Origin of the sequence: Pseudomonas sp. CFBP 8772 (assembly GCF_014841665.1) — a bacterium.
Classification (GTDB): Bacteria; Pseudomonadota; Gammaproteobacteria; order Pseudomonadales; family Pseudomonadaceae; genus Aquipseudomonas; species Aquipseudomonas graminis_B.
In genome coordinates this window covers 116,719-136,874 of the sequence record NZ_JACYUI010000006.1, presented here as the reverse complement: position 1 = coordinate 136,874, position 20,156 = coordinate 116,719, and the positions used below count along the sequence as shown (strand labels likewise).

Here is a 20,156-nt window from a genome sequence, read left to right as displayed (position 1 = left end):
ACAAATGGCTTATAACAGTGCTCACACCGGTCCAGAAATTGACGCTGCAGTCGAGATGCTTACACAGGTGCAGTCAGCGCGAGACGAGACCAGCGAGAATGCTGCGACCGTTAAAACCCTGAGCGCCGAGGTCAGAAGCGACACCACGCAAGTGGCTGAACAGTCTCAGGCTGTTGCCCGCAATTCGGCCAAAGTTGCCGATCAGACCATGGCTGTCGCAGTAGATCGGGAGGCTACACAGAATGCCGCTGCGGCCGCTCTGATTTCCAAAACCTCGGCGGCAGATGATCGCAGCTTGGCTCAACAAAGTGCAGGGCAGGCAGACGCCAGCGCCAGGGCAGCCTCGCAGAGCCAAGGGGCATCTGTCGCAGCGGCACAGATCGCCCAAGAGGCCCAGGTGTTCGTCACGCAGGCGCGCAATGCCGTAGATGCTGCTGCCGTCCAGGTCGAATTAGGTCGGGCGGCCGCTCAGCGAAGTGCTCAAGCGGCGGCGGCAAGCGAGGCTAATGCTGCCGCAGTCGTTACGGGCGGCACAGCCAGCTTCAACCCAGCCCCGGGCAACATCCCAATCGGCAGCGCTGAGAGTAAGATCAACGAAGACTGGCTGCCCGCTTCCGTAGCGCGGACCCAGCGAGTAAACGAGGTGGCCACCCAAGCAGCTCATGCCGAGCAGCTGGCCACTTCGCTCAACGGTAAAGTCACGACGGCGGCCGGTGCAGGACAGGTCCCACAAGCAGGCGAAGCAGGCGTTCTTGCGGAGGAATGGATGCCCCAGTCACTTGCCCGCGTATCTGCGCTTCAGGCCCCTGATGGGGCCGACGATATCGGGTACGAAGGCGGCACGGTCAAGGACGAGCTGGACAAAGCGAAGGTCCTGCTCGATTACGTTGAGTTGCGCGCGTACAGCGGGGATGCCATGCGCGTAACCCTGACTCGGGCCGGGATTGCTGGTGATTTTCTGCGCATCGCGGCCCAGTCCGGTCGTGCTGACAATGGCGGAACCTATGTCATCGCCAGCAACGGCGCGGCATGGAGCAGGGTTTACGAAGGAAAAGTGCATGCGGCCTGGTTTGAAGGCTCCACCGACCTCGCGATAATCCAGCGCGCCATTGATGAGGCGATTGCAGTCGGCGTTCAGGAGGTGCTGGTCTCCCGCCAGTACGTTTGCGTGGGAGCCCTGAAGAACCGCACCAATGTGCGCTTCGTGGGCGACGGGCAGCTCTCGGGAAACGCCAGCTACAGGGTTCGAGTTATCCCGGACTCTGCTCCAACCACTCCGCCCAAGTTTTATGACCTTGACCCGGCCCGGCACCTCAAGGTCTTTTCCAACGCTCGCGCTCCGGTTGTGGTCCTGACCGGCAGCTCGACGGGTACTTGGAATCCGAATACGGTGGATACCGGGGGCGGCGTTGCTGCGATGCTGTCGCTGCGTATCAAGCAGCTCAACCCAGAAAAGAAGATCACCTTCTTCAACCGCTGCATTGGCGGGCAGACCTTCGCCAACCTGGACGGCAAACCGTCTGCGTTCCCGGGTTGGTACGCAGATTCAAGTCGCGCGTGGATTGATTACATCTCTGACGTGAAGCCGGATGTCATCTACATCATCATGGGCAGCAACGACAGCAGCGCGATTTCGAGTGCGGCGCTTACATCGGCCGTCGCCAAAATGAAAGCCTTCGCCAAGGTGCCTGATCTGGTTTTCATCACGCAGCCCTCGGTCTGCGCAGACCCGAACGATGCATATGCGTCCTACGGCAGCTACGCGGATCAGGAAGGCCGGGACTTCGCCGCCGGCCTGGTGCGTTCCTTCGCGATCTACAACGGGCACGGCTTGATCGACGGCAATCGGATGGGCGGCATTGTTCTCGACGGCCGCGACATCCTCACCACATCGATGAAACGTTTCGCCTCAAGTGTGGATACGCCTGCCGGGCTGTATACGTGCCCCGTGGCGGCGCATGACTTCACGCTGAACCTGGCGTTCGTTGGTGATGCTGGGGCGAACACTGCGGCCTTCAGCTTGACCGGCAACCCCAATAACCCGCCGTTTGTGCGAGTGGGCGCAGGCGGCGGCTCAGGTAGCTCGGGGGATATCGTCCAAATCCGCAAGGACGCGAACGGCTTCTTCGTTTTCCAGTGCTACTGCGCGGGCGTGAACTATCAAACGATCAACACGACCATTCCGTTTCCTGCTGCCTCGTTCAACCTGGAGGTGATCAAAACCGGCGTTTGGTTAGCTATTAGCGTTGACGGACAGCAGGACACGACGCGCACGACGATAAAGTTGCTGGCGCACGGCGGCGAGTTCTTGCCAATGACCCGCTACTACGCTTTGGAAACCGGGCCCTGGACGCGGGTTAACCATGTCAATCTGGGCGAGCCAGCTGCGTATCGTCCGCAGCTGACGTCAATCCAAGCATGGGGCGCGCCAAATCCGACCGCCACGACCTCACTGCCATACGGCGGCAACGGGCTGAATCATTTCTCGTCGCTGGGCTCGACACTGATCTACGGCCCGCTTCTGGATGGGGAGAATCTGCGAGCAACTGTATACGGCAGCGGGCTCTACACCCCAGTCATGAGCAACCTGCAAAACCTCAGCGCTGCGGTGCCGCGAGACCAACTGATCTACCACCGAGTCGGCAACATGGTCACGGTAGCCGGCTGCATCACGCTGACGCCGGCGGTGGAATCCACGTTGACGCAGCTGCAGCTCTCTATCCCGATCCCTTCGGACTTTACCGCTGTGACGGACGCTGCTGGGTTCTGTGTCGGTGTTCAGGAACCGCTCATGACGGGTGTGATCTGGAGTGATGCTACCGCCGACAACGTGCTGATCCAGTTCAAGTCTACCGTGAAGGTCACGGTGCAGGTGCGTATCAGCTTCAGCTACCAAATCAAATAGCCGTTCTTTTAACGAGGCCCGCCATGCGCGGGCTTTTTTTCGTCTGGAGAAAACTACATGACCGTAACCGAGAAAGATCGTGACGTGCTGGCGCGCACACTGTGGGGCGAAGCGCGCGGGGAGGGGCTGGCCGGGATGGTGTCGGTGGCCTGGACGATCCGCAACCGAGTGGACGACGGCAAGGATAAATCGTGGTGGGGCGAGGGCTACGCCGGCGTGTGCCAGAAGCCGTACCAGTTCAGCTGCTGGAACCGGAATGACCCGAACTATCAGTTCCTGAGCGGCGCGCGTGAGATCCCGTTCCGTGAGCTGGCACAGTGCCGGATTGCTGCTGACCAGGTGATTGACGGCAAGGTGCCGGATTCTACGGGCGGGGCGACCCACTATCACGCGACCACCATGCCGAAGGCGCCGGACTGGGCTGCCAAAGCGAAGCGAACGCTGAAGCTCGGCAACCACGTGTTCTTTAAGGACGTGCCCTAAACATTCGGCTGGTGCTGGCGCCTCGGGTACCAGCACCAACGACCTAACTCACATGTGAAGCCCCGGAGGCTCAGTGCGTACAGATCAATTCGTGATGAAGTACAGCTACGGCCCGCATACGCTGTCCGTGAAAGCAAATGGCGGAAGCGTGCTTGTGGAAAAGGCAGTGGGCACTGACTGGGTGACCGCTGACACATTCAGCACTGATGGCGCGTGGCGTCTGGATCTGGGCAACTCGCCCACCCGGTTCACACCAAAAGGCGGCGCGGCTTATGAGGTGGCTAAGTGACCTTGGTGATAGGCGGGGCGCCTGGAACCAAAAGACGTATCCGGCGTGGGCTTGGCCTGCTAGGCGACAGCTTTAGCGCCAACTGCCACACCATTGATCCGAAGGCCTTCGGCACCGAAGCCTATGGTTACGCCGGTGCGATCGCGGCGAAGACGGGCCTGTTTCCCAGCTACCTGGACAATCAAGGTAAGGTCGGCGACCACTCCGGCCAGTTCATGCCACGGCTGCCGTCCTGCCTGAATTCAGCGACGGCCGATTTGTGGATGCTGCTGTCGCGCACGAACGACAGCACGACGCCCGGCATGACGCTCGCCGATAGCAAGGCCAATGTGATGAAGGCCATCACAGCGTTCCAGAACACGCCCGGGAAGTACCTGATTGTCGGCACCGGCACGCCGCGTTTCGGCACTAAAGCGCTAACCGGCCAGGCACTGGCGGACGCGATCGCTTACAAGGATTGGGTGCTGGCCTACGTCAAACAGTTCGTCCCGGTGGTGAACATCTGGGATGGCTTCACCCAGGCCATGACCGTCGATGACTTGCACCCGAATCTGATCGGCGCAGATTTCATCCAGTCGAAGTGTGTGCCGGTGATCAATGCCAACTTCGAATTCTTCGGCGTGCCGCTGCCGACGGACGCTGCTGATCTGTATTCGGCAATTCGCCCGTTCGGCTGTCTGAACGCGAACCCATTGATGACGGGCTCGACCGGTGTCATAAACGCGTCGGTCAATCCGCTGGCCGGATCGGTGCTGGCGGACAACTACAAAGCCTCGGGCTCAGGCCTGAACGGAATCACTACTCGGTGGTACAAGGAGCCGGCCGCATATGGCGAGGCACAGTGCATAGAGCTGGCCGGTGCAATGGCGGCCGCCGGCGGCTACATCTATTTGCAGCCAGCTGCGAACGTTACGCTGTCGAATGTTCTGGCAGGGGATGTGATCGAGATGGTTTCGGCTCCCGAAATTGTAGGCAACAGCCGTGGAATCCTCGGCTGGGAAGCGGAACTGATTATCACCAAGCCGGTGTCCAGCACTTCCACCACCATCTATTACCGCTCGATGGACAAATACCAGGAGCCGTTCACTCTACCGGCCAACTGGAAGGGCGTGCTGGAGACGCAACGTTACACCGGCGACGTTACCGAAACCGTCATCACCTCACGCATGGGGCTGTACCTGGCTGCCGGCATCGCTCAGGAATCCCGGGTGAAGGTAGCGCAGTTCGGTATCCGCAAGACCTGAGCCATGCGTATGAATGTTGGGGTTGAGGCGCCATATTTACTGCTCCCAGATTTGGGCCAAGGTCTTATTGGCTCAGAGTTGCCTAGCGCTATTCATCTGCCATACTTTTTGTACCCACCTGACGTGATGCAGTACCTACCGCCACGGGGTCCGATACATACATTCCCACCATCGCATGAGCATGAGTACTCCCGGCCCATTGGCGCTTGACGTGGCTTAGGCTCTGGACGAAGCACAGGTGCCATTGCTGTGGACGCGCGCGGGTCATAACACCCAGGTGAATCACACAGCGACGCCGCGCTAACCCATCGCGCAGACGAGCCGTCAGTCGAGATTCGTGCCCAGACTAGGCTTTGGGTTCTTTCATAGATGCGCACTTTGTCGCCGCGGTTGACCTTTGAAACGACCTTTCCATCCGGCCGGTCGCGGACGTTCAACCTATCGGCGTTCACAAACTCTTCGGCGTTTGCGGTTTGCTCTGGTAACAATACCGCGGGTGAAGGTGAATACGAGAGGGCTGATGGCGGAGAGGGGGCGGCGGGAGGGAGCGTCGCCGTATGTTCACCGGGCTTGGTAAATAGCCACAGAATGAACATCAGAGCGATCAGGGGCAGAAACCATCCTTGTTTGGATTTGGCCATGTCGACATCCTCTGTCTGATATAAGGCGCACTACACCATAACGCTCGGTTTTCTGGTAGTGGGTTGCACGAACCTTCCCTCTCACGGTAAAGCGCAAGTATGGAAGCCTCCGTGGTGACGTTCTTTCCCTTGCCGGCTTACTGGCTTTGGTGGATTGCAAATCCGAGGTTCCGCTTTAGCAGCGCGACCTATCTCGAAAATTACGCACCGAATCTGAAGGCCAGAAACTTGATTCGACCACAGTCCCCGCGAATTAGAAGGGCGTCCTTGAGACCAGCGCCGTAGTTTCGAAGCGAGCGAAACGGTGATCAGTTTAGCTAGCGGGCCTCTATCTGGCCGCTGGGGTTAAGCTCGAATCGAGGGTGAAGGTCGGCCAGATCGGGGTAAGGAAGATCTGATCAGCTTTGGTGTGACAGCTCTCAAATTGGGGAGGGAGCGATATAGTTCCGCAGCGTGTCGCCGGCCGAGCGCGTCAGCAGATTGAATTCCTCTCTATTGAGCTGCCCGTCGTTCAATGCTTGGGTGAGATAGGCGCCGACTAGCAGAGTATTGAACTCGGCAAGCTCTTGGGAAAGAGCCGATTCGATATCCGAAATTAGAATTCTGGCTTGAGCCATTATGGCTTCTGATGCAACCTGCATATCAATCTCTGTCCTCCACGTTATGCCGAGAAGCTTCGGCCGCGTGGGTGGCGATTGTGCAGAGGTCACGCTTGCGCGGCAAGCTCCCCGACTCGCAATTCGACGAATTGCTCGACCACCAAGTAAAGCGCCTCGATAGATGCAGCGGCAGACCTCTGAGCCGCTCGACGTCCCAAGACGTAACCTTTCGCCCGAATACCGGCGCGCTCTGCTTTGTCGCAGGTCGTGGCGCGCTCATCATAGCCAGAAGTTGATGCAGCTCCTGGCGAGCAGCGGAGGCATAGCAAGGTCATCCGTATTCATCGCAGTCAAGCTTTCAAGAGGGGGGCAGTGGGGTGGGTTAAAAGCTCGTACCCCTTTATGTACCAATCAGTGTTCTCGGCAGGAGTTGTTAGGGGGGGGCGGAGTACGCTGCAATGCCCCCTTGAACGCATAATTCTTACGCCAGCTAATCCGCACAGGGTGCAGCCGTCACTGTGGATAAGACCGCCATGGGAAAGGAGAACACAATGTTTTGTACGTGCAATTGTCCGTCTAGCGAAAAACGAAGGGCCCGCATTTCTGCGAGCCCTTGTTTTGTATGGTGCCGGCACCAGGAGTCGAACCCGGGACCTACTGATTAGAAGTCATGTGCCTGACGCCTAGGGGAGGGGAAGTTCTGCTCTACACAGGAGTGTGTGATATGGAGCGTACGGCTATACCAACGCTGCCCGCACGCGCACTTCGGGCCGCGCGGCTATTTTTTTGTAGCCGCACCGAACAGAAAGCTCAGGGCTGAGCCTACGAGGCCGAAAAGTAGCTTTCGTGTGTCGGTGATTTCAGGGGTGGATTCAAAGCAGAGGGTGACGAAAATCATCAGTATTGTCGTGATCGCCACGAGACCGGCAACATTCGACGCAGCCGAGCTGCCGCCCCAAAACTTCCCCAACCAGCCCAAGTTGAGCTCATTTTGTCTGATCTCATGCTCACGACGGCCACGATCAAAAAAAGCCTCTTCCTGTTTGCCGCTAACTCCAACCGTACCGGCGCTTTCAGACTCGGCATCAGGATCGATAACGACCGACCCGATGTTCTGCCCACCACCACCGGGCTGTTGGCTGATCAAACGACAACACCCTGAAGGTTGGTTTTGAGCACAGCAGATTTGAAATGGTCTTTGATAGCTGAGAAAGGTATGTCAGTGCCTTTCATACCTGCGCATTTAGACCAAGTTTCATGCCATGGACTACCCGAAGCGTGGGTCATCTCTGACAGCGCGATCCCAGTATAGCGCCCGTAACTTTTCCAGATGTTATCGAGGAAGGCTCGAAGATTCGGGTCAGAAGGGGGAGGGACTTCGCAGAACCCTTCACGATCGAAATCAACGTCGGTGGCCTTTCCTTTGATGACTCTCGCCCCAAAGCGCTTGAATTCATGATATAGCGACGGGATTACCGGACCGTATTGCCATGCTTCGACCGGCTCATTTATAAGCGGCTGTTCGGTATAGCCCGCATACCAGCCATGTGCGTAATAAACCAGCTTCTGGAGTTTCATTGGGGTGATGGCCTGCCCGCTGGCCGCAGCCAGATCCAGAAAATAATTTGCGACGGATTTAGGGCTATGCACTCTCATCACCTCTAACAATGCATTCGATGACTGCGTTGCGCTGTGGGCCATCTCGATGGAGAGAATAGCAGCTGTGCGCAGGCGCGTTTTATCACAAGACGAACATTTTACCTAGCAAAAATACTGTTTTTATAAACAGTGTTCTACGAGGGCTGTATTCTCGGATCTGAGGCGTACCGAGCAGGGTACCAGCTGTCATTAAGCTGGCATTCCCAAGCCAAAACAGCCCTAACAAGCACAAAAAAAGCACTTGCGATAAACGCTAAGTGCTTGATTTGTAATGCGTGCTTGGTGGAGCCGGGGGGATTTGAACCCCCGTCCGCCAGTACTCCGCTTTCGGGCCTACATGCTTAGCCGTGTCTATTAAGTTAACCCTCAGCGACCCGACGGGCAGGGTGCTTTGGGCGAGCTGTGTAAGTTTTAGCCGATTCGTCCACAGCGTACTGCACGGCGATCCTGTTCTATATGACAATCACTTTGGGTTTACAGGCATCCCCTGGTGATTGCTGGAGCCGAAGCTACCAGAAGGAAGGCTAGCACCGCTTACGCGGCGAGAGCTTGTTCCCCGTAGGTTTCGTCATTGGCAACTATAGAAAGTTGCAACAGTGGATTTACGACTTCTGTTACCAAGTCGGCATGCCCCTAGAGTTTCATCACCGGCGTCGAATCCTAATCGGCCCCAATTCTGCTGCTCTAGCAGTCAGGCGGCGGAGTCTACCCGAATCAATGAGATACGTCGACCGTCCGCCTGACATTCCGCTCGCGACGGCCTTGGAGCCGTCGCGATTCGGCAATTACTTCGCGGCACCGCCGTCGCTGCCGTCACCGCCGGTTTTCAGCTCAGTGATTTTCTTGGTGGTGATCGAGATGCACTCTTTGTCATCGCCACGTTTTTGCGCGGCGGTGGCATCAGCAACGGTTTTTTCGATGTCAGTCTTGCTGTCGCCGGTCAGATTGGTGGTAGTCGACGCTTCAGCATTCTTCAGTGTCGCGATATTCGCGCCGCACAGGTCATCAGCAGCGAAAACCGGGGAGCCCAACAGTGCAGCGGTAAGAAACAGTCCAGTCAGTGCGGTGCGCTTCATGTGTATCTCCTTGAGCCTGTTGACTCGGTGTCGCCGCTCAATTTGCCGGTGCCCGAGATAGAGGGAAAAGCGCCGAATGGTTTGTGGCGCCTAAAGAGATGGACTGCCGCCTGTCGCAGGGGTTCTATTTTTTTTCACGATGCTGTGAAAAAGCCACGTTGCCGGATGTTTCGGGATATGGGGCGATCTACGCCCCGTTTATGTGCATTAAGCGGTTCTTGGTTGAGTCACTCGATCCACGAGATAGACCAAGCCGTGGTAGTCGATACCGCCGTGTTGCGTGAGCCCGATCTCGCACGTCCGGCTGGTCGAAATGCCTTCATCACAGTACTGAACCGCGTCTTTCAGCGAGCGCAGCGCATGGGCGTTCAGCTCCGGTGTGGTGAAGCCTTTGTCGCCCGCGAACCCGCAGCAATGAATGCCTTCGGGCACGACCACACTCACGCTGCACATCCTCGCAAGGTCGATCAGCGCCTGGCTCTCACCCAGGTGTTGCGTGCTGCAGGTGACGTGAACGGCGATGGGCGCCTGCTGCGGGGTGAACACCAGCTTATCCAGCAGATGGGTGCGGATGAAACGTACCGGGTCATACAGGTCGAGCCGTGTTTCCTTGAGGTCCTGAACCAGGCGCAACGTGCAAGGGCTGGTGTCGCAATAGATCGGATCAAGCCCGCCACGACTGGCCTTGGTCAGCGCGGCGAGAAGCTGCTGGAGTTTGTCTTCAGCCTGCTCGGCGTAGCCCTTGGAGGCGAAAGGCTGGCCGCAGCACAGACTGTCCTGGTCTTCCGGAAACACCACTTGATAGCCGGCTTTCTCCAGCAGCCCTCGGGTCTTGTCCATCAGCGACATCTGTTCGCGATCCCCCGCCGCAGGCCCCATGACGCGGGACACGCAGGCAGCCAGATAGACCACGCGGGGGCGCTGATCTTCAACCGGCCGAGGGAAGCGAATAGCGTGCTCGGGTTGCGGCATCGCCGGCGTCCATTGAGGTACGCGGCCCGACGACGCCTTGCTCAGCGCGCTGGAAATCTTCGCCAGCCTCGGCGCGCCGAGCAGCATGCGTGCGCCATTGGCCGCATGCAGCGTAAATCGCGTCCCCTTCAACGCTGTCGCAAAATGCTGACTGATCCAGCTGGCGGCCTTGTCATGATGCGCTTGGTCCCCACGAAGCTTTTTCACCAGTTCGCCGGTATTGATGCCGACCGGGCAACGTTGCGCGCACAGACCGGTAGCCGCGCAGGTGTCGATGCCCTGGTATTGGTAGTCGCGCTCCAGCTGAGTGGTGTCGGTGCCCGCACGTTTTTTCGCCTGAATGTCACGCCACATGACGATCCGCTGCCGTGGACTCAGGGTCAGCCCTTTCGATGGACACACCGGTTCGCAAAAGCCGCACTCGATGCATTTGTCGACGATCGCATCGGCAGCGGGCATGGGTTTCAGGTGCTTGAGGTGCACCTGCGGATCCTCACTGAGCACGACGTCCGGATTAAGAATGCCGGCGGGGTCGAGCAACCGTTTGAGTTGCCACATCAGCGCATAAGCCTCGCCGCCCCACTCAAGCTCCACGAACGGCGCCATGTTGCGGCCGGTGCCGTGTTCAGCCTTCAGCGAGCCGTTGAACTCCACGGCCACCAGTTGCGTGACGTCATCCATGAACGCGGAATAACGCGCGATTTCCTGCGGGTCGTTGAACCCTTGGGTGAAGACGAAGTGCAGGTTGCCCTCCAACGCATGGCCGAACAGGATCGCTTCGTCGTAGCGGTGCTTTTCGAACAGTTCGATCAGTCGCCGAACGCCGACGGCCAGTTGCTCGACGGGGAAGGTGACGTCTTCGATGATGACGGTCGTACCGGTCTCACGCACCGCGCCGACGGCAGGGAAGGTGTCTTTGCGAATGGCCCAGAGCCGCGCGTTTTCGATCGCGTCTTCGGTGAAATCAACCTGCTTCTCGACCGGGAAATGCGCGATGGACGCCATGATCTGGGCCAGTTGTTCGTGCAGCAACGGCCGGGTCGCGGCGCGGGCTTCGATCAACAGCGCGCAGGCACCCTCCGACAGCTCACGAACGAATACCGGCATGCCTGGCTTGTTCTGCACCGAACGCAGGCTGCGTCGATCAAGCAGTTCGACGGCAGCGACTGGCTGGGTTTTCAGAACCGTTACGGCGTTGCAGCAGGTTTCGATGTCGGGAAAGACAATCAGCGTCGTCGCCTTGTTCGGGTGATCGGGCACCGTGTCATACGTCACCGCACTGATGAAACCCAGCGTGCCCTCCGAACCCACCAGCAGGTGACTGAGGATGTCGAGGGGCTCGTCGAAATCCACCAAGGCGTTTAGCGACAGGCCGCATGTGTTCTTCAAGCGGTACTTGTGGCGAATCTTCGCAGCGAGTTCGGTATTCGCGCGCGTCTCACGACCCAGTTGCGCGAGGCGGTGGAGCAGCTCGCCATGGCTGACTTTAAATGCAGCGACGCTGGCGGCATCTTCCGTGTCCAAGCGAGTGCCGTCGCCGAGCACCAGCCGAATGCCGGCGAGGGTGTGGTAGGTGTTCTGGGCCGTGCCGCAGCACATGCCGCTGGAATTGTTGGCAACGATGCCGCCGATTTTTGCTGCGTGCATGGACGCCGGGTCTGGACCGATCTTGCGCCCGAACGGCGCCAGCCAGAGATTGGCCTGTGCACCGATGACGCCCGGTTGCAAGCGGATCTGCGCACCTTGCTTGCGTATTTCACGGCCGTTCCAGTTGTCGCCGAGCACGATCAATACTGAGTCGCTGATGGCCTGCCCCGACAGGCTGGTGCCCGCCGCGCGGAAGGTCACGGAGACTTTATCCGCCTGCGCCAGCTTCAGCAGCGCCACGACTTCGTCTTCTGATTCGACGCGGATGACCAGTTTGGGGATCAGCCGATAAAAACTGGCGTCGGTGCCAAAGGCCAGGGTCGAGAGCGGGTCGTCGAAGCGTCTTCCGGCAGGAATTAGGCTGTTCACTCCGTCCAGAAACGCGGCGGGCAAGGTCATGCGGTTTTCCTCGTGGGTGCATCTCAGTGGCGGCTGCGGTCTCTGTCGGGCCGCATAGGTCGGGATCGGTGCCGTTCAGGCGCCCAGTTCGCGAACCAGCGAATCGCGAGTGATCTCGCTGATCGACTTGGCACCGGTCAGGACCATCGCCACGCGCATTTCCTTCTCGAACAGATCCAGCAGGTTTTTCACCCCGGCCTCGCCGTGAGTGGCCAAGGCGTAGATGAACGCGCGGCCGATCAGCACGGTGTCGGCCCCGAGGGCGATCATGCGCACTACGTCCAGGCCGCTGCGAATGCCGGAGTCGGCGAGAATCTTCAGATCGCCTGTCACCGCGTCGGCAATGGCCGGCAGCGCACGGGCACTGGACAACACGCCATCGAGCTGGCGACCGCCATGGTTGGACACGACGATGCCGTCGGCGCCGAATTTCACCGCATCCCGGGCGTCTTCCGGGTCGAGGATGCCCTTGATGATCATCGGGCCGTCCCAGGAATCGCGAATCCATTCCAGGTCTTTCCATGAAATCGATGGATCGAAGTTGTTGCCCAGCCAGGCGATGTAGTCGGTGAGACCGGTAGGGTTGCCGCGATAGGCCGACACGTTGCCCAAGTCGTGGGGGCGGCCGTTGATGCCGACATCCCACGCCCATTGCGGGTGAGTCATGGCTTGCAGGACGCGGCGCATCGGCCCGCTTTTGCCGCTCATGCCGGAATGCGCATCACGGTAACGCGCGCCCGGGACGGGCATGTCGACGGTGAATACCAGTGTCTTCACGCCGGCGGCTTTGGCTCGCTCCAGCGCATTCCGCATGAAGCCGCGGTCTTTCAGCACGTAGAGCTGAAACCACATGGGCCGCTTGATCGCCGGAGCGACTTCTTCAATCGGGCACAACGAAACCGTCGACAGCGTGAACGGAATGCCCTTGGCGTCTGCAGCGCGCGCGGCCTGCACTTCGCCACGGCGGGCATACATGCCGCAGAGACCGACCGGTGCCAGTGCCATCGGCATGCTCAGGGTTTCACCGAACAGCGTCGTCTCCAGACTCAGCTCGGACATGTTCTTCAGGATGCGCTGGCGCAGCGCAATGCTGGCCAGGTCGGAGACGTTGTGGCGCAGGGTGTGCTCGGCGTAGGCGCCGCCGTCGGCGTAGTGAAACAGGAAGGGCGGCAGTTTGCGCTGAGCGGCGGCGCGGTAGTCGGTGGAGGCAGAAATGATCATGGGATCTCGCAGATGAGTGAGCGGGGGCCACAGCCGGGCGCTAAAAACGCACCCGGCGCTCGTCTGATTAATGAACCAGCATGCCGGTGAACCAGTACGCCTGGGCGTAGGTGATGCAGCCAACGATGGTGGCAAAGAAAATGCTGTGCTTGAGGGTGAAGCGGAACAGGTCGGATTCTTTACCCACCAGCCCGGTCGCCGCGCAGGCCACTGCGATCGACTGCGGGGAAATCATCTTGCCGGTCACGCCGCCGCTGGAGTTGGCCGCTACCATCAGCACGTCACTGACGCCCAGTTGATGTGCGGTAGTCGCCTGCAACGAGCCGAACAGCGCGTTCGACGAGGTGTCGGAGCCCGTCAGGAACACGCCCAGCCAGCCGAGGAACGGTGAGAAGAACGGGAAGGCGCTGCCTGTCCCGGCGAGTACCAGCGCCAGGGTGGAGGACATGCCGGAGTAGTTCATGACGAAGGCGAAGGCCAGCACCATGCCGATGGACACGATGGCCCAGCGCAGTTCGATGAGCGTTTCTTTGAACGTGGTCAGCCCGGTTTTGGCGCTGATGCGCAGCACGATCATCGCCAGAATCGCCGAGATCAGAATCGCGCTGCCCGAGGCGGCCAGCAGGTCAAACTTGTACACCGCTGGCATGGCCGTCGGGTTGGCGACAATCGGCGCCATCTTCATGACCAGTTGATCCAAGTGCGGGACGGGGAAGTTCATGGTCAGCGCTTGCAGCGGACCGCCTGCCGCGAACAGCGCCTTGAACGGCTTCAGCGTCCAGATCGTCACGACGACTGTGAGGATCAGGAAGGGCGACCATGCCTTGACGATGGTGCCCGCCGAGTACGGCGATTTCTTGGTGGTGCGCGGCTGACCAAAGCCGCCTGCATTTCCTGCGCCGCCGCCCATGACTGCGGCACCGCCTGGCGTACCGGCGATCTGCGCATCGGCTGCGCGAGCGGGCTGCCAGACTTTCAGGAAGAACGTCAGGGCCACGAGGCTGACCAGCGCTGAGGTAATGTCAGGCAGTTCCGGACCAATGAAGTTGGAGGTCAGAAATTGAACGATGGCGAAGCTGCCGCCCGCGACCAGCGCCGCCGGCCAAGTCTCCTTGACGCCTTTCACTCCGTCCATCATGAACATCAGCCAGAACGGCACGAACACCGACAACAGCGGCAATTGACGACCGGCCATTGCACCGATCTTGAACGGGTCGAGGCCCGACACCTGACCGGCCACGATGATCGGAATACCCAATGCGCCAAAGGCCACGGGTGCAGTGTTGGCGATCAGGCAGAGGCCGGCGGCGTACAGCGGGTTCAAACCCAGGCCAACGAGCAACGCAGCGGTGATTGCCACCGGTGCGCCGAAGCCTGCGGCCCCTTCCAGAAACGCGCCGAAGCAGAAACCGATCAGCAAGACCTGCAGGCGCTGGTCGTCAGTGATCGACATGACCGAACTGCGAATGATCTCGAACTGGCCGCTTTTGACCGTCAGTTTGTAGAGAAACACGGCGGCGACGATGATCCACGCGATCGGCCACAAGCCGTAGAGGAACCCGTAACCGGCGGAAGCAACGGCCATGTCGGCAGGCATCTGGAACGCGAAGATCGCGATCAGTATGGCGAGAACAAGCGTGATGGCGCCTGCGACGTGGCCCTTGAGCCGGAATATCGCCAGCGCGAGAAAGAAGAAAACGATCGGAATGACAGCCGCCAGCGCCGAAAAGCCCAAGCCGCCAAGAGGTGTGTAGAGCTGTTGCCAGGTTTGCATGTATGAGGCCCCTAATTGTTTTTGGTTAGGCCCGGTGTCCATGTCTTACGTGCGCGGCTCCTGCAGGTGACAACTGCTTGTCTGTCTTCCTGCCGGCGCTGACGAACGAGTCGCACAGCTCACCAGCTCAAGCGTTCCGCCGTCGGGAAGTGCCTGCGGCGTGGGACAGCGGCAAACCGTCCATTGCCGGCATTGTAAATTGGTAATACCAATTTACAATGTCTTGGCGCTAGGTTAGAAGCCTTGCCGATGGTGTGTCAATTTATGACGCTTAAACTTTCGTAGCAGCTCGCCCGGATTTCGCCCGCTCTTCGCCTGAGAGGGCGATTTCTCCTACATCTGCCGGGTGAATGTCTGGTTACGATGGGCGAGAATATGCGCCCTGCGGCCATGTCAGGCGGGGCAGTCGGGATGTGGAGTGAGGGGTTATGGGGTTTGATCAGGTGCGTCAGCGCCGCTTGTCCGACGATATTGTCGAGCAGCTGGAAAGGATGATTCTGGAGGGCACGCTGCGCTCCGGCGGTCGCCTGCCGGCTGAGCGAGCGCTGGCCGAGCAATTCGGTGTGTCACGCCCCTCGCTGCGCGAAGCCATTCAAAAGCTGACGGCCAAAGGGCTGTTGGTCAGCCGTCAGGGGGGCGGCAACTACGTCGTCGACAGCATTGGATCGACGTTCAGCGATCCGCTGCTTCATCTGCTGGAAAGCAGTCCGGAAGCCCAGCGCGACCTGCTCGAATTTCGCCACACCCTTGAAGCCTCCTGCGCCTACTACGCGGCGATACGTGCGACAGATGTTGATCGGATGCAGCTGCGCGAAGCCTTTGATGCTTTGCAGGACTGCTACAGCCGTGCGGAGGAAGTGAGCCGCGCGGAGGAGGGCGCGGCGGACGCCAATTTTCACCTCGCCATCGCCGAAGCCAGCCATAACGCCGTGTTGCTGCACACCATTCGCGGTCTGTTCGATCTGCTGCGGCGCAGTGTCGTCACCAACATTGGCGGCATGTACAAACAGCGCGCAGAAACCCGGGACATGCTGATTGATCAGCATCGTGAGTTGTACCTGGCGATTATCGAAGGGCGGGCGGACGACGCTCGAGAAGTGTCGAGCCGTCACTTGCTGTACGTGCAGGAAGTGCTGGAGGAAGTGCGCCAGCAAGTGCAGCGAACTGCCCGGGCTGAGCGGCGCAGCCGGATTTGAGGAGGTGATGTTGCGCACGATGGGGAACGTGCCGCTGATAACCAGCCGGCGCTGCTGAACGTGCATTTTTACCGGGCCTCAGCCGAGACCCGGTCTTGCCGAAGCAGGCGGGAGAGACTGAGTCAGTCTTCCTTGCCCTTGTTCCGCACTGCGCGTTGCAGCTCGCGATTGGAATCGCGTTCGCGCTCGGTGTCGCGCTTGTCGTATTCCTTCTTGCCTTTACCCAGAGCAATCTCGCACTTGATCAAGTGCTGCTTCCAGTAAAGGGCAAGGGCCACGCAGGCATAGCCTTTTTGCTGAACAGACGACGTCAGCTTCTCCAGCTCGCGCTTGTTGAGCAACAGTTTACGGGTGCGTGTCGGGTCAGCGATGACGTGGGTACTGGCTGTCGTCAACGGCGAGATATGGCTACCCATCAGCCAGGCCTCACCGTCCTTGAGCAACACGTAACTGTCCACCAGCTGCACCTTGTTGGCACGCAGGCTTTTTACTTCCCAGCCAGCCAGGACCAGACCGGCCTCGAACTTGTGTTCGATGAAGTAATCGTGACGCGCCTTTTTATTTTGCGCGATGGTCCCTGTGGGATGTTTCTTGAGCTTAGCCATAGGCGACGCATTATAGGGATCAACGGGCGTCTCGGCTATGGGCTCGCACGCTGAAGCTGTGTGCTTGAGCACGTGGAGTGAATCCCGGACAATGCGCGATCTTTTTTGCGTGTTGGACGTGTCAACGATGTCGACGGACAAGGTTTCGGTTCACGGGAGTTGGGCCAGTCGCTGGGTGTTCATCCTGGCTGCCACCGGCTCTGCCGTGGGTTTGGGCAGCATCTGGAAATTCCCCTACATGGTCGGCGTCTACGGCGGCGGTGCGTTTGTGCTGGTGTTCCTCGCGTGCATCGCCCTGATCGGGATTCCGGTGATGATCGCCGAGACGCTCATCGGCCGTCGTGCGCGGCAGAGTCCGGCCAACGCGCTGCGTTCGCTGGCGCTCGCCGCCGGGCATTCGTCGAAGTGGTCATGGGGCGCGTTTGCCGGCATGGTCACCGCGTTGCTCATCCTCTCTTTCTATAGCGTCGTGGGGGGCTGGTCGCTCGAGTACATCATCGATGTCGGCAGGGGCGATTTCAAAGGCGTGACGCCTGACGGTGTCGGTGCCTATTTTGGCGAGATGATCGCTGATCCATGGCGCCTGGTCGGCTGGCACACGCTGTTCATGCTGCTGTCGGCGATCACCATTGCCAAGGGCGTCAACGCCGGCCTTGAGCGCAGCCTGCGCATCCTGATGCCGTTGCTGTTCGTGCTCATCGTGATTCTGTTGGGTTATAGCCTGACCACCGGGCACTTCATGGAAGGCGTGCATTTCATGTTCGACTTCACGCCTGAGAAGGTCCTTGATGGTCTGCTCCCGGCCATGGGGCACGCGTTCTTCTCGCTCAGCGTGGGCGTTGGATCGATCATGATCTACGGCGCCTACATGACCAAGGAGGCTTCGATCAGCGCGACAGTGGTCGGCGTGGCATTGCTCGACACGTTTGTGTCGCTGCTGGCGGGCCTTGCATTGTTTCCGATTGTGTTCGCAGCGGGCCTGAACCCAAGCGAAGGGCCGGGCCTGATGTTCGTTACCTTGCCGTATGCATTTGGTAACGTCGCCTTCGGTACCGTCATGGGCGTGGTGTTCTTTATTCTTGTCGCCGTCGCGGCCTGGAGTTCGGCCATTTCCTTGCTCGAACCCATGGTCGCGTACCTGGTCGAGCGTACAAAGGTGCGCCGTGGCTGGGTGACTTTCTGGCTATCGTTCATCTGCTGGTTCGTGGGCCTTGGTACGGTTTTCTCGTTCAACATCTGGAAGCAGGCCAAATTCTTCGTGAACGAAGGCGGCGGGTTCCATCTCTATCAGTGGGGATCGTCGTCGGGGCTGGATTTCTTTGGCGTGATCGATTTCTTCACCTCGCGGATCATGCTGCCGTTGGGTGGATTGTGTTTCGTGGTATTCGCAGGTTGGGTGATGGGACGCGGTGCGGTGCGCGACGAGTTGTCGGTACGTAGCCCGGTTCTGTTCGCTTTAACGTTCTCTTTGATGCGCTATGTGGCGCCGATCGGCATCTTGATTGTCTTTGCCGCTCAGCTTTGGAAATGACGCTGACATGACTACGCATATTCAACGTTCCGCCCTTTTGCCGTATCCCGCCCAGGCGCTTTATGACCTGGTCAATGACGTGAGTCGCTACTCCGAGTTTCTGCCCTGGTGTTCCGGCGCCAGTGTGCTGGAGCAGAGTGATACCTCAATGCGTGCGCGTGTCGAGATCGCCAAAGGCGGCTTGAGCCAGCACTTCGTCACACGCAATACGCTGACCCCCGGGCAAACCATCGAGATGAATCTGGAGGAGGGGCCTTTCAGCCAGCTGCACGGCGTCTGGACCTTCAAGGCCCTGAATGAAAAGGCCTGCAAGATCAGTCTGGACCTGTCGTTCGACTACAGCGGCTCGATAGTCCGCGCAACATTGGGGCCGCTGTTCAATCAGGCCGCCAACACTCTGGTTGATGCCTTCTGCCAGCGAGCCAAAGAGCTGCATGGCTGAGCGGCTGATTCGCGTTGAGGTGGTGTATGCCGCCGTTGACCGTCAGACGTTGCTCGCACTGGATGTGCCTGCCGGAACATCAGTACGCGCTGCGGCTATCGCGTCGGGCATGGCCGAGCGTTTTCCTGAGCTGGATCTCGCGCAGTGCCCGATGGGCATCTTCGGCAAGCTCGTTGGCGATCCGGAGCGGCGCGAGCTGGATGACGGTGACAGGGTCGAGATTTATCGCCCGTTGCTCGCTGATCCGAAAGAGGTACGGCGTCTGCGCGCTTTAAAAGCCGCGGCTTCAAGAAAGGCGCAAAAATCGATTTAATTTTCTCATCGGCACGATTGAGAGACGTAAAAAAGCCCGGGATGTCCGGGCTTTTTTGTGCGGCTGATTCTACTGGGAAACGGTGGATCAGCGCGGATTTGTGTCCAGTGGTTCCTGGGAAGGAACGGGCACGGTCTCGACCTTGTCGACATCGTTCTGAATCTGCTCAAGCAACGAACCAGGCTTCGGCGGCTCTTCCTTCGGCGGCTGCGTCCCTTGATTTTCGGGGGTGACAGTCGTGTCGCTGCTATTGCCGAGAATGGCCTCGTCGCGGCTGACGCCCGGCTTGAAGTCACCGGACAGGCTCGCCAGTTGATCATTGCCGTTGAATATCAGGCTGACACGCTCCTGCTGGCGTTCACCACCACCAGGCTGCAGGCTGTACAGATAGTCCCAGCGTTCAGGGTGGAAGGTGTCGGTCAACAAGGGGTTGCCCATGATAAACCTTACTTGCCGACGGGTCATTCCCGGGCGTAACTGGTCTATCATGTCCTGCGTGACGACATTGCCCTGTTGGATGTCGATTTTATAAACCCCGGGGAATGAACAACCGGCGAGTGCGAGCAGTCCCACGAAGGTGAAACTGGTTAGCAAGAGCTTGGTGTTTTGCATCGGTGGGCGACTTCCACTATCTTGGCTGGGACAACGTAAACCCCGATCATACCTGCATTAAGAGAAGCTGCGAAGCAGCGTCTGCGAGAAAGCTGACCATGGTTGAAAATAGCGAACTACGCAAAGCCGGACTTAAAGTGACCCTGCCGCGGGTCAAGATCCTTCAAATGCTCGATTCTGCGCAGCAGCGTCACATGAGCGCGGAGGACGTCTACAAGGCGCTGATGGAGGCCAACGAAGACGTCGGTCTGGCAACGGTTTATCGGGTTCTGACTCAGTTCGAAGCGGCCGGATTGGTGGTTCGCCACAATTTCGACGGCGGCCATGCGGTATTCGAGCTGGCTGACGGAGGCCACCACGACCATATGGTCAACGTGGAATCCGGCGAGGTTATCGAGTTCTTCGACGAAGAAATCGAAAAACTGCAAAAAGCCATTGTGAGCAAGCACGGCTTCGAGCTGGTTGATCACAATCTGGTGCTCTACGTACGCAAGCAAAAGGTATAAGCCTTTTGTGAAGTACGACAAAGGCGACCCGCGGGTCGCCTT

At 59.1% G+C, this 20,156-nt stretch carries 19 protein-coding genes and 1 other RNA gene; 9 read left to right on the top strand and 11 right to left on the bottom strand.

All coding sequences use genetic code 11. The features are described from left to right. The first annotated feature begins 4 nt into the window (after nucleotides 1-4). From IFT99_RS14240 to IFT99_RS14225, 4 genes are all read left to right on the top strand, one after another. Nucleotides 5-2,905 carry a hypothetical protein gene (locus IFT99_RS14240; protein WP_192133001.1) on the top strand — a complete coding sequence of 967 codons (2,901 nt, stop codon included), beginning with the start codon at nucleotides 5-7 and terminating at the stop codon, nucleotides 2,903-2,905. Nucleotides 2,906-2,962: 57 nt separating this feature from the next. Continuing rightward, on the top strand, nucleotides 2,963-3,388 hold the full coding sequence (locus IFT99_RS14235) for a cell wall hydrolase (RefSeq protein ID WP_192132999.1): 426 nt from the start codon (nucleotides 2,963-2,965) through the stop codon (nucleotides 3,386-3,388). 73 nt (nucleotides 3,389-3,461) lie between these two features. Further along, entirely contained in the window at nucleotides 3,462-3,677 is a 216-nt protein-coding gene (locus IFT99_RS14230; protein ID WP_410935983.1) for a hypothetical protein, read from the top strand. Then, nucleotides 3,674-4,921 (top strand): SGNH/GDSL hydrolase family protein, encoded by a 1,248-nt coding sequence (locus IFT99_RS14225; protein ID WP_192132997.1) that lies wholly within the window; start codon nucleotides 3,674-3,676, stop codon nucleotides 4,919-4,921. Before IFT99_RS14230 ends, IFT99_RS14225 begins: the two co-directional genes overlap by 4 nt. 92 nt (nucleotides 4,922-5,013) lie before the next feature. Here the strand turns inward: IFT99_RS14225 and IFT99_RS14220 are convergent, their stop codons facing one another. The 9 genes from IFT99_RS14220 to IFT99_RS14180 form a co-directional block, all read right to left on the bottom strand. Beyond that, nucleotides 5,014-5,517, bottom strand: coding sequence for an SH3 domain-containing protein (locus IFT99_RS14220; RefSeq protein WP_244656984.1), 504 nt, complete (start codon nucleotides 5,515-5,517; stop codon nucleotides 5,014-5,016). Nucleotides 5,518-5,981: 464 nt separating this feature from the next. Further along, nucleotides 5,982-6,203: a hypothetical protein gene (locus tag IFT99_RS14215; protein ID WP_192132994.1), complete on the bottom strand. Its 222-nt coding sequence runs from the start codon at nucleotides 6,201-6,203 to the stop codon at nucleotides 5,982-5,984. A 736-nt stretch (nucleotides 6,204-6,939) separates the two neighbouring features. After that, nucleotides 6,940-7,308 (bottom strand): hypothetical protein, encoded by a 369-nt coding sequence (locus IFT99_RS14210; RefSeq protein WP_192132992.1) that lies wholly within the window; start codon nucleotides 7,306-7,308, stop codon nucleotides 6,940-6,942. Next, entirely contained in the window at nucleotides 7,305-7,811 is a 507-nt protein-coding gene (locus IFT99_RS14205) for a type II toxin-antitoxin system antitoxin SocA domain-containing protein (RefSeq protein WP_192132990.1), read from the bottom strand. Before IFT99_RS14205 ends, IFT99_RS14210 begins: the two co-directional genes overlap by 4 nt. 289 nt (nucleotides 7,812-8,100) lie before the next feature. After that, nucleotides 8,101-8,492, bottom strand: a transfer-messenger RNA (tmRNA) gene (ssrA, locus tag IFT99_RS14200). Nucleotides 8,493-8,605: 113 nt separating this feature from the next. Then, nucleotides 8,606-8,896, bottom strand: a complete 291-nt coding sequence (locus tag IFT99_RS14195) for a hypothetical protein (RefSeq protein WP_065987624.1) — start codon at nucleotides 8,894-8,896, stop codon at nucleotides 8,606-8,608. Between the two features lie 207 nt (nucleotides 8,897-9,103). Next, complete coding sequence (locus tag IFT99_RS14190) at nucleotides 9,104-11,914, bottom strand: FAD-binding and (Fe-S)-binding domain-containing protein (RefSeq protein ID WP_192132988.1); 2,811 nt, start codon at nucleotides 11,912-11,914, stop codon at nucleotides 9,104-9,106. 75 nt (nucleotides 11,915-11,989) lie between these two features. Next, nucleotides 11,990-13,135, bottom strand: coding sequence for an FMN-dependent L-lactate dehydrogenase LldD (gene lldD, locus IFT99_RS14185; RefSeq protein ID WP_192132986.1), 1,146 nt, complete (start codon nucleotides 13,133-13,135; stop codon nucleotides 11,990-11,992). Between the two features lie 67 nt (nucleotides 13,136-13,202). Then, nucleotides 13,203-14,909 (bottom strand): lactate permease LctP family transporter, encoded by a 1,707-nt coding sequence (locus IFT99_RS14180; protein WP_192132984.1) that lies wholly within the window; start codon nucleotides 14,907-14,909, stop codon nucleotides 13,203-13,205. A 428-nt stretch (nucleotides 14,910-15,337) separates the two neighbouring features. On the opposite strand from IFT99_RS14180, the gene IFT99_RS14175 reads away from it, so the two are divergent. After that, nucleotides 15,338-16,105 (top strand): GntR family transcriptional regulator, encoded by a 768-nt coding sequence (locus tag IFT99_RS14175; RefSeq protein ID WP_192132982.1) that lies wholly within the window; start codon nucleotides 15,338-15,340, stop codon nucleotides 16,103-16,105. A 122-nt stretch (nucleotides 16,106-16,227) separates the two neighbouring features. Here the strand turns inward: IFT99_RS14175 and smpB are convergent, their stop codons facing one another. Then, nucleotides 16,228-16,710, bottom strand: coding sequence for an SsrA-binding protein SmpB (gene smpB, locus IFT99_RS14170; protein WP_065987620.1), 483 nt, complete (start codon nucleotides 16,708-16,710; stop codon nucleotides 16,228-16,230). A 127-nt stretch (nucleotides 16,711-16,837) separates the two neighbouring features. On the opposite strand from smpB, the gene IFT99_RS14165 reads away from it, so the two are divergent. From IFT99_RS14165 to IFT99_RS14155, 3 genes are read left to right on the top strand one after another with little or no spacing between them, the layout of a single operon-like run. Next, entirely contained in the window at nucleotides 16,838-18,241 is a 1,404-nt protein-coding gene (locus IFT99_RS14165; RefSeq protein WP_192132980.1) for a sodium-dependent transporter, read from the top strand. A gap of 7 nt (nucleotides 18,242-18,248) precedes the next feature. Further along, nucleotides 18,249-18,683, top strand: coding sequence for a type II toxin-antitoxin system RatA family toxin (locus tag IFT99_RS14160; protein ID WP_065987619.1), 435 nt, complete (start codon nucleotides 18,249-18,251; stop codon nucleotides 18,681-18,683). After that, a complete protein-coding gene (locus IFT99_RS14155) occupies nucleotides 18,676-18,996 on the top strand; it encodes an RnfH family protein (protein ID WP_192132978.1) in 321 nt (106 codons plus the stop codon). The genes IFT99_RS14160 and IFT99_RS14155 overlap by 8 nt, the downstream gene beginning before the upstream one ends. An 87-nt stretch (nucleotides 18,997-19,083) precedes the next feature. On the opposite strand, the gene IFT99_RS14150 is transcribed toward IFT99_RS14155, so the two are convergent. Then, complete coding sequence (locus IFT99_RS14150; RefSeq protein ID WP_192132976.1) at nucleotides 19,084-19,608, bottom strand: outer membrane protein assembly factor BamE; 525 nt, start codon at nucleotides 19,606-19,608, stop codon at nucleotides 19,084-19,086. A 98-nt stretch (nucleotides 19,609-19,706) separates the two neighbouring features. Here IFT99_RS14150 and fur point away from each other — a divergent pair, with 98 nt between their 5' ends. Continuing rightward, nucleotides 19,707-20,114 (top strand): ferric iron uptake transcriptional regulator, encoded by a 408-nt coding sequence (gene fur, locus IFT99_RS14145; RefSeq protein ID WP_065987616.1) that lies wholly within the window; start codon nucleotides 19,707-19,709, stop codon nucleotides 20,112-20,114. The last annotated feature ends 42 nt before the right edge of the window (nucleotides 20,115-20,156 follow it).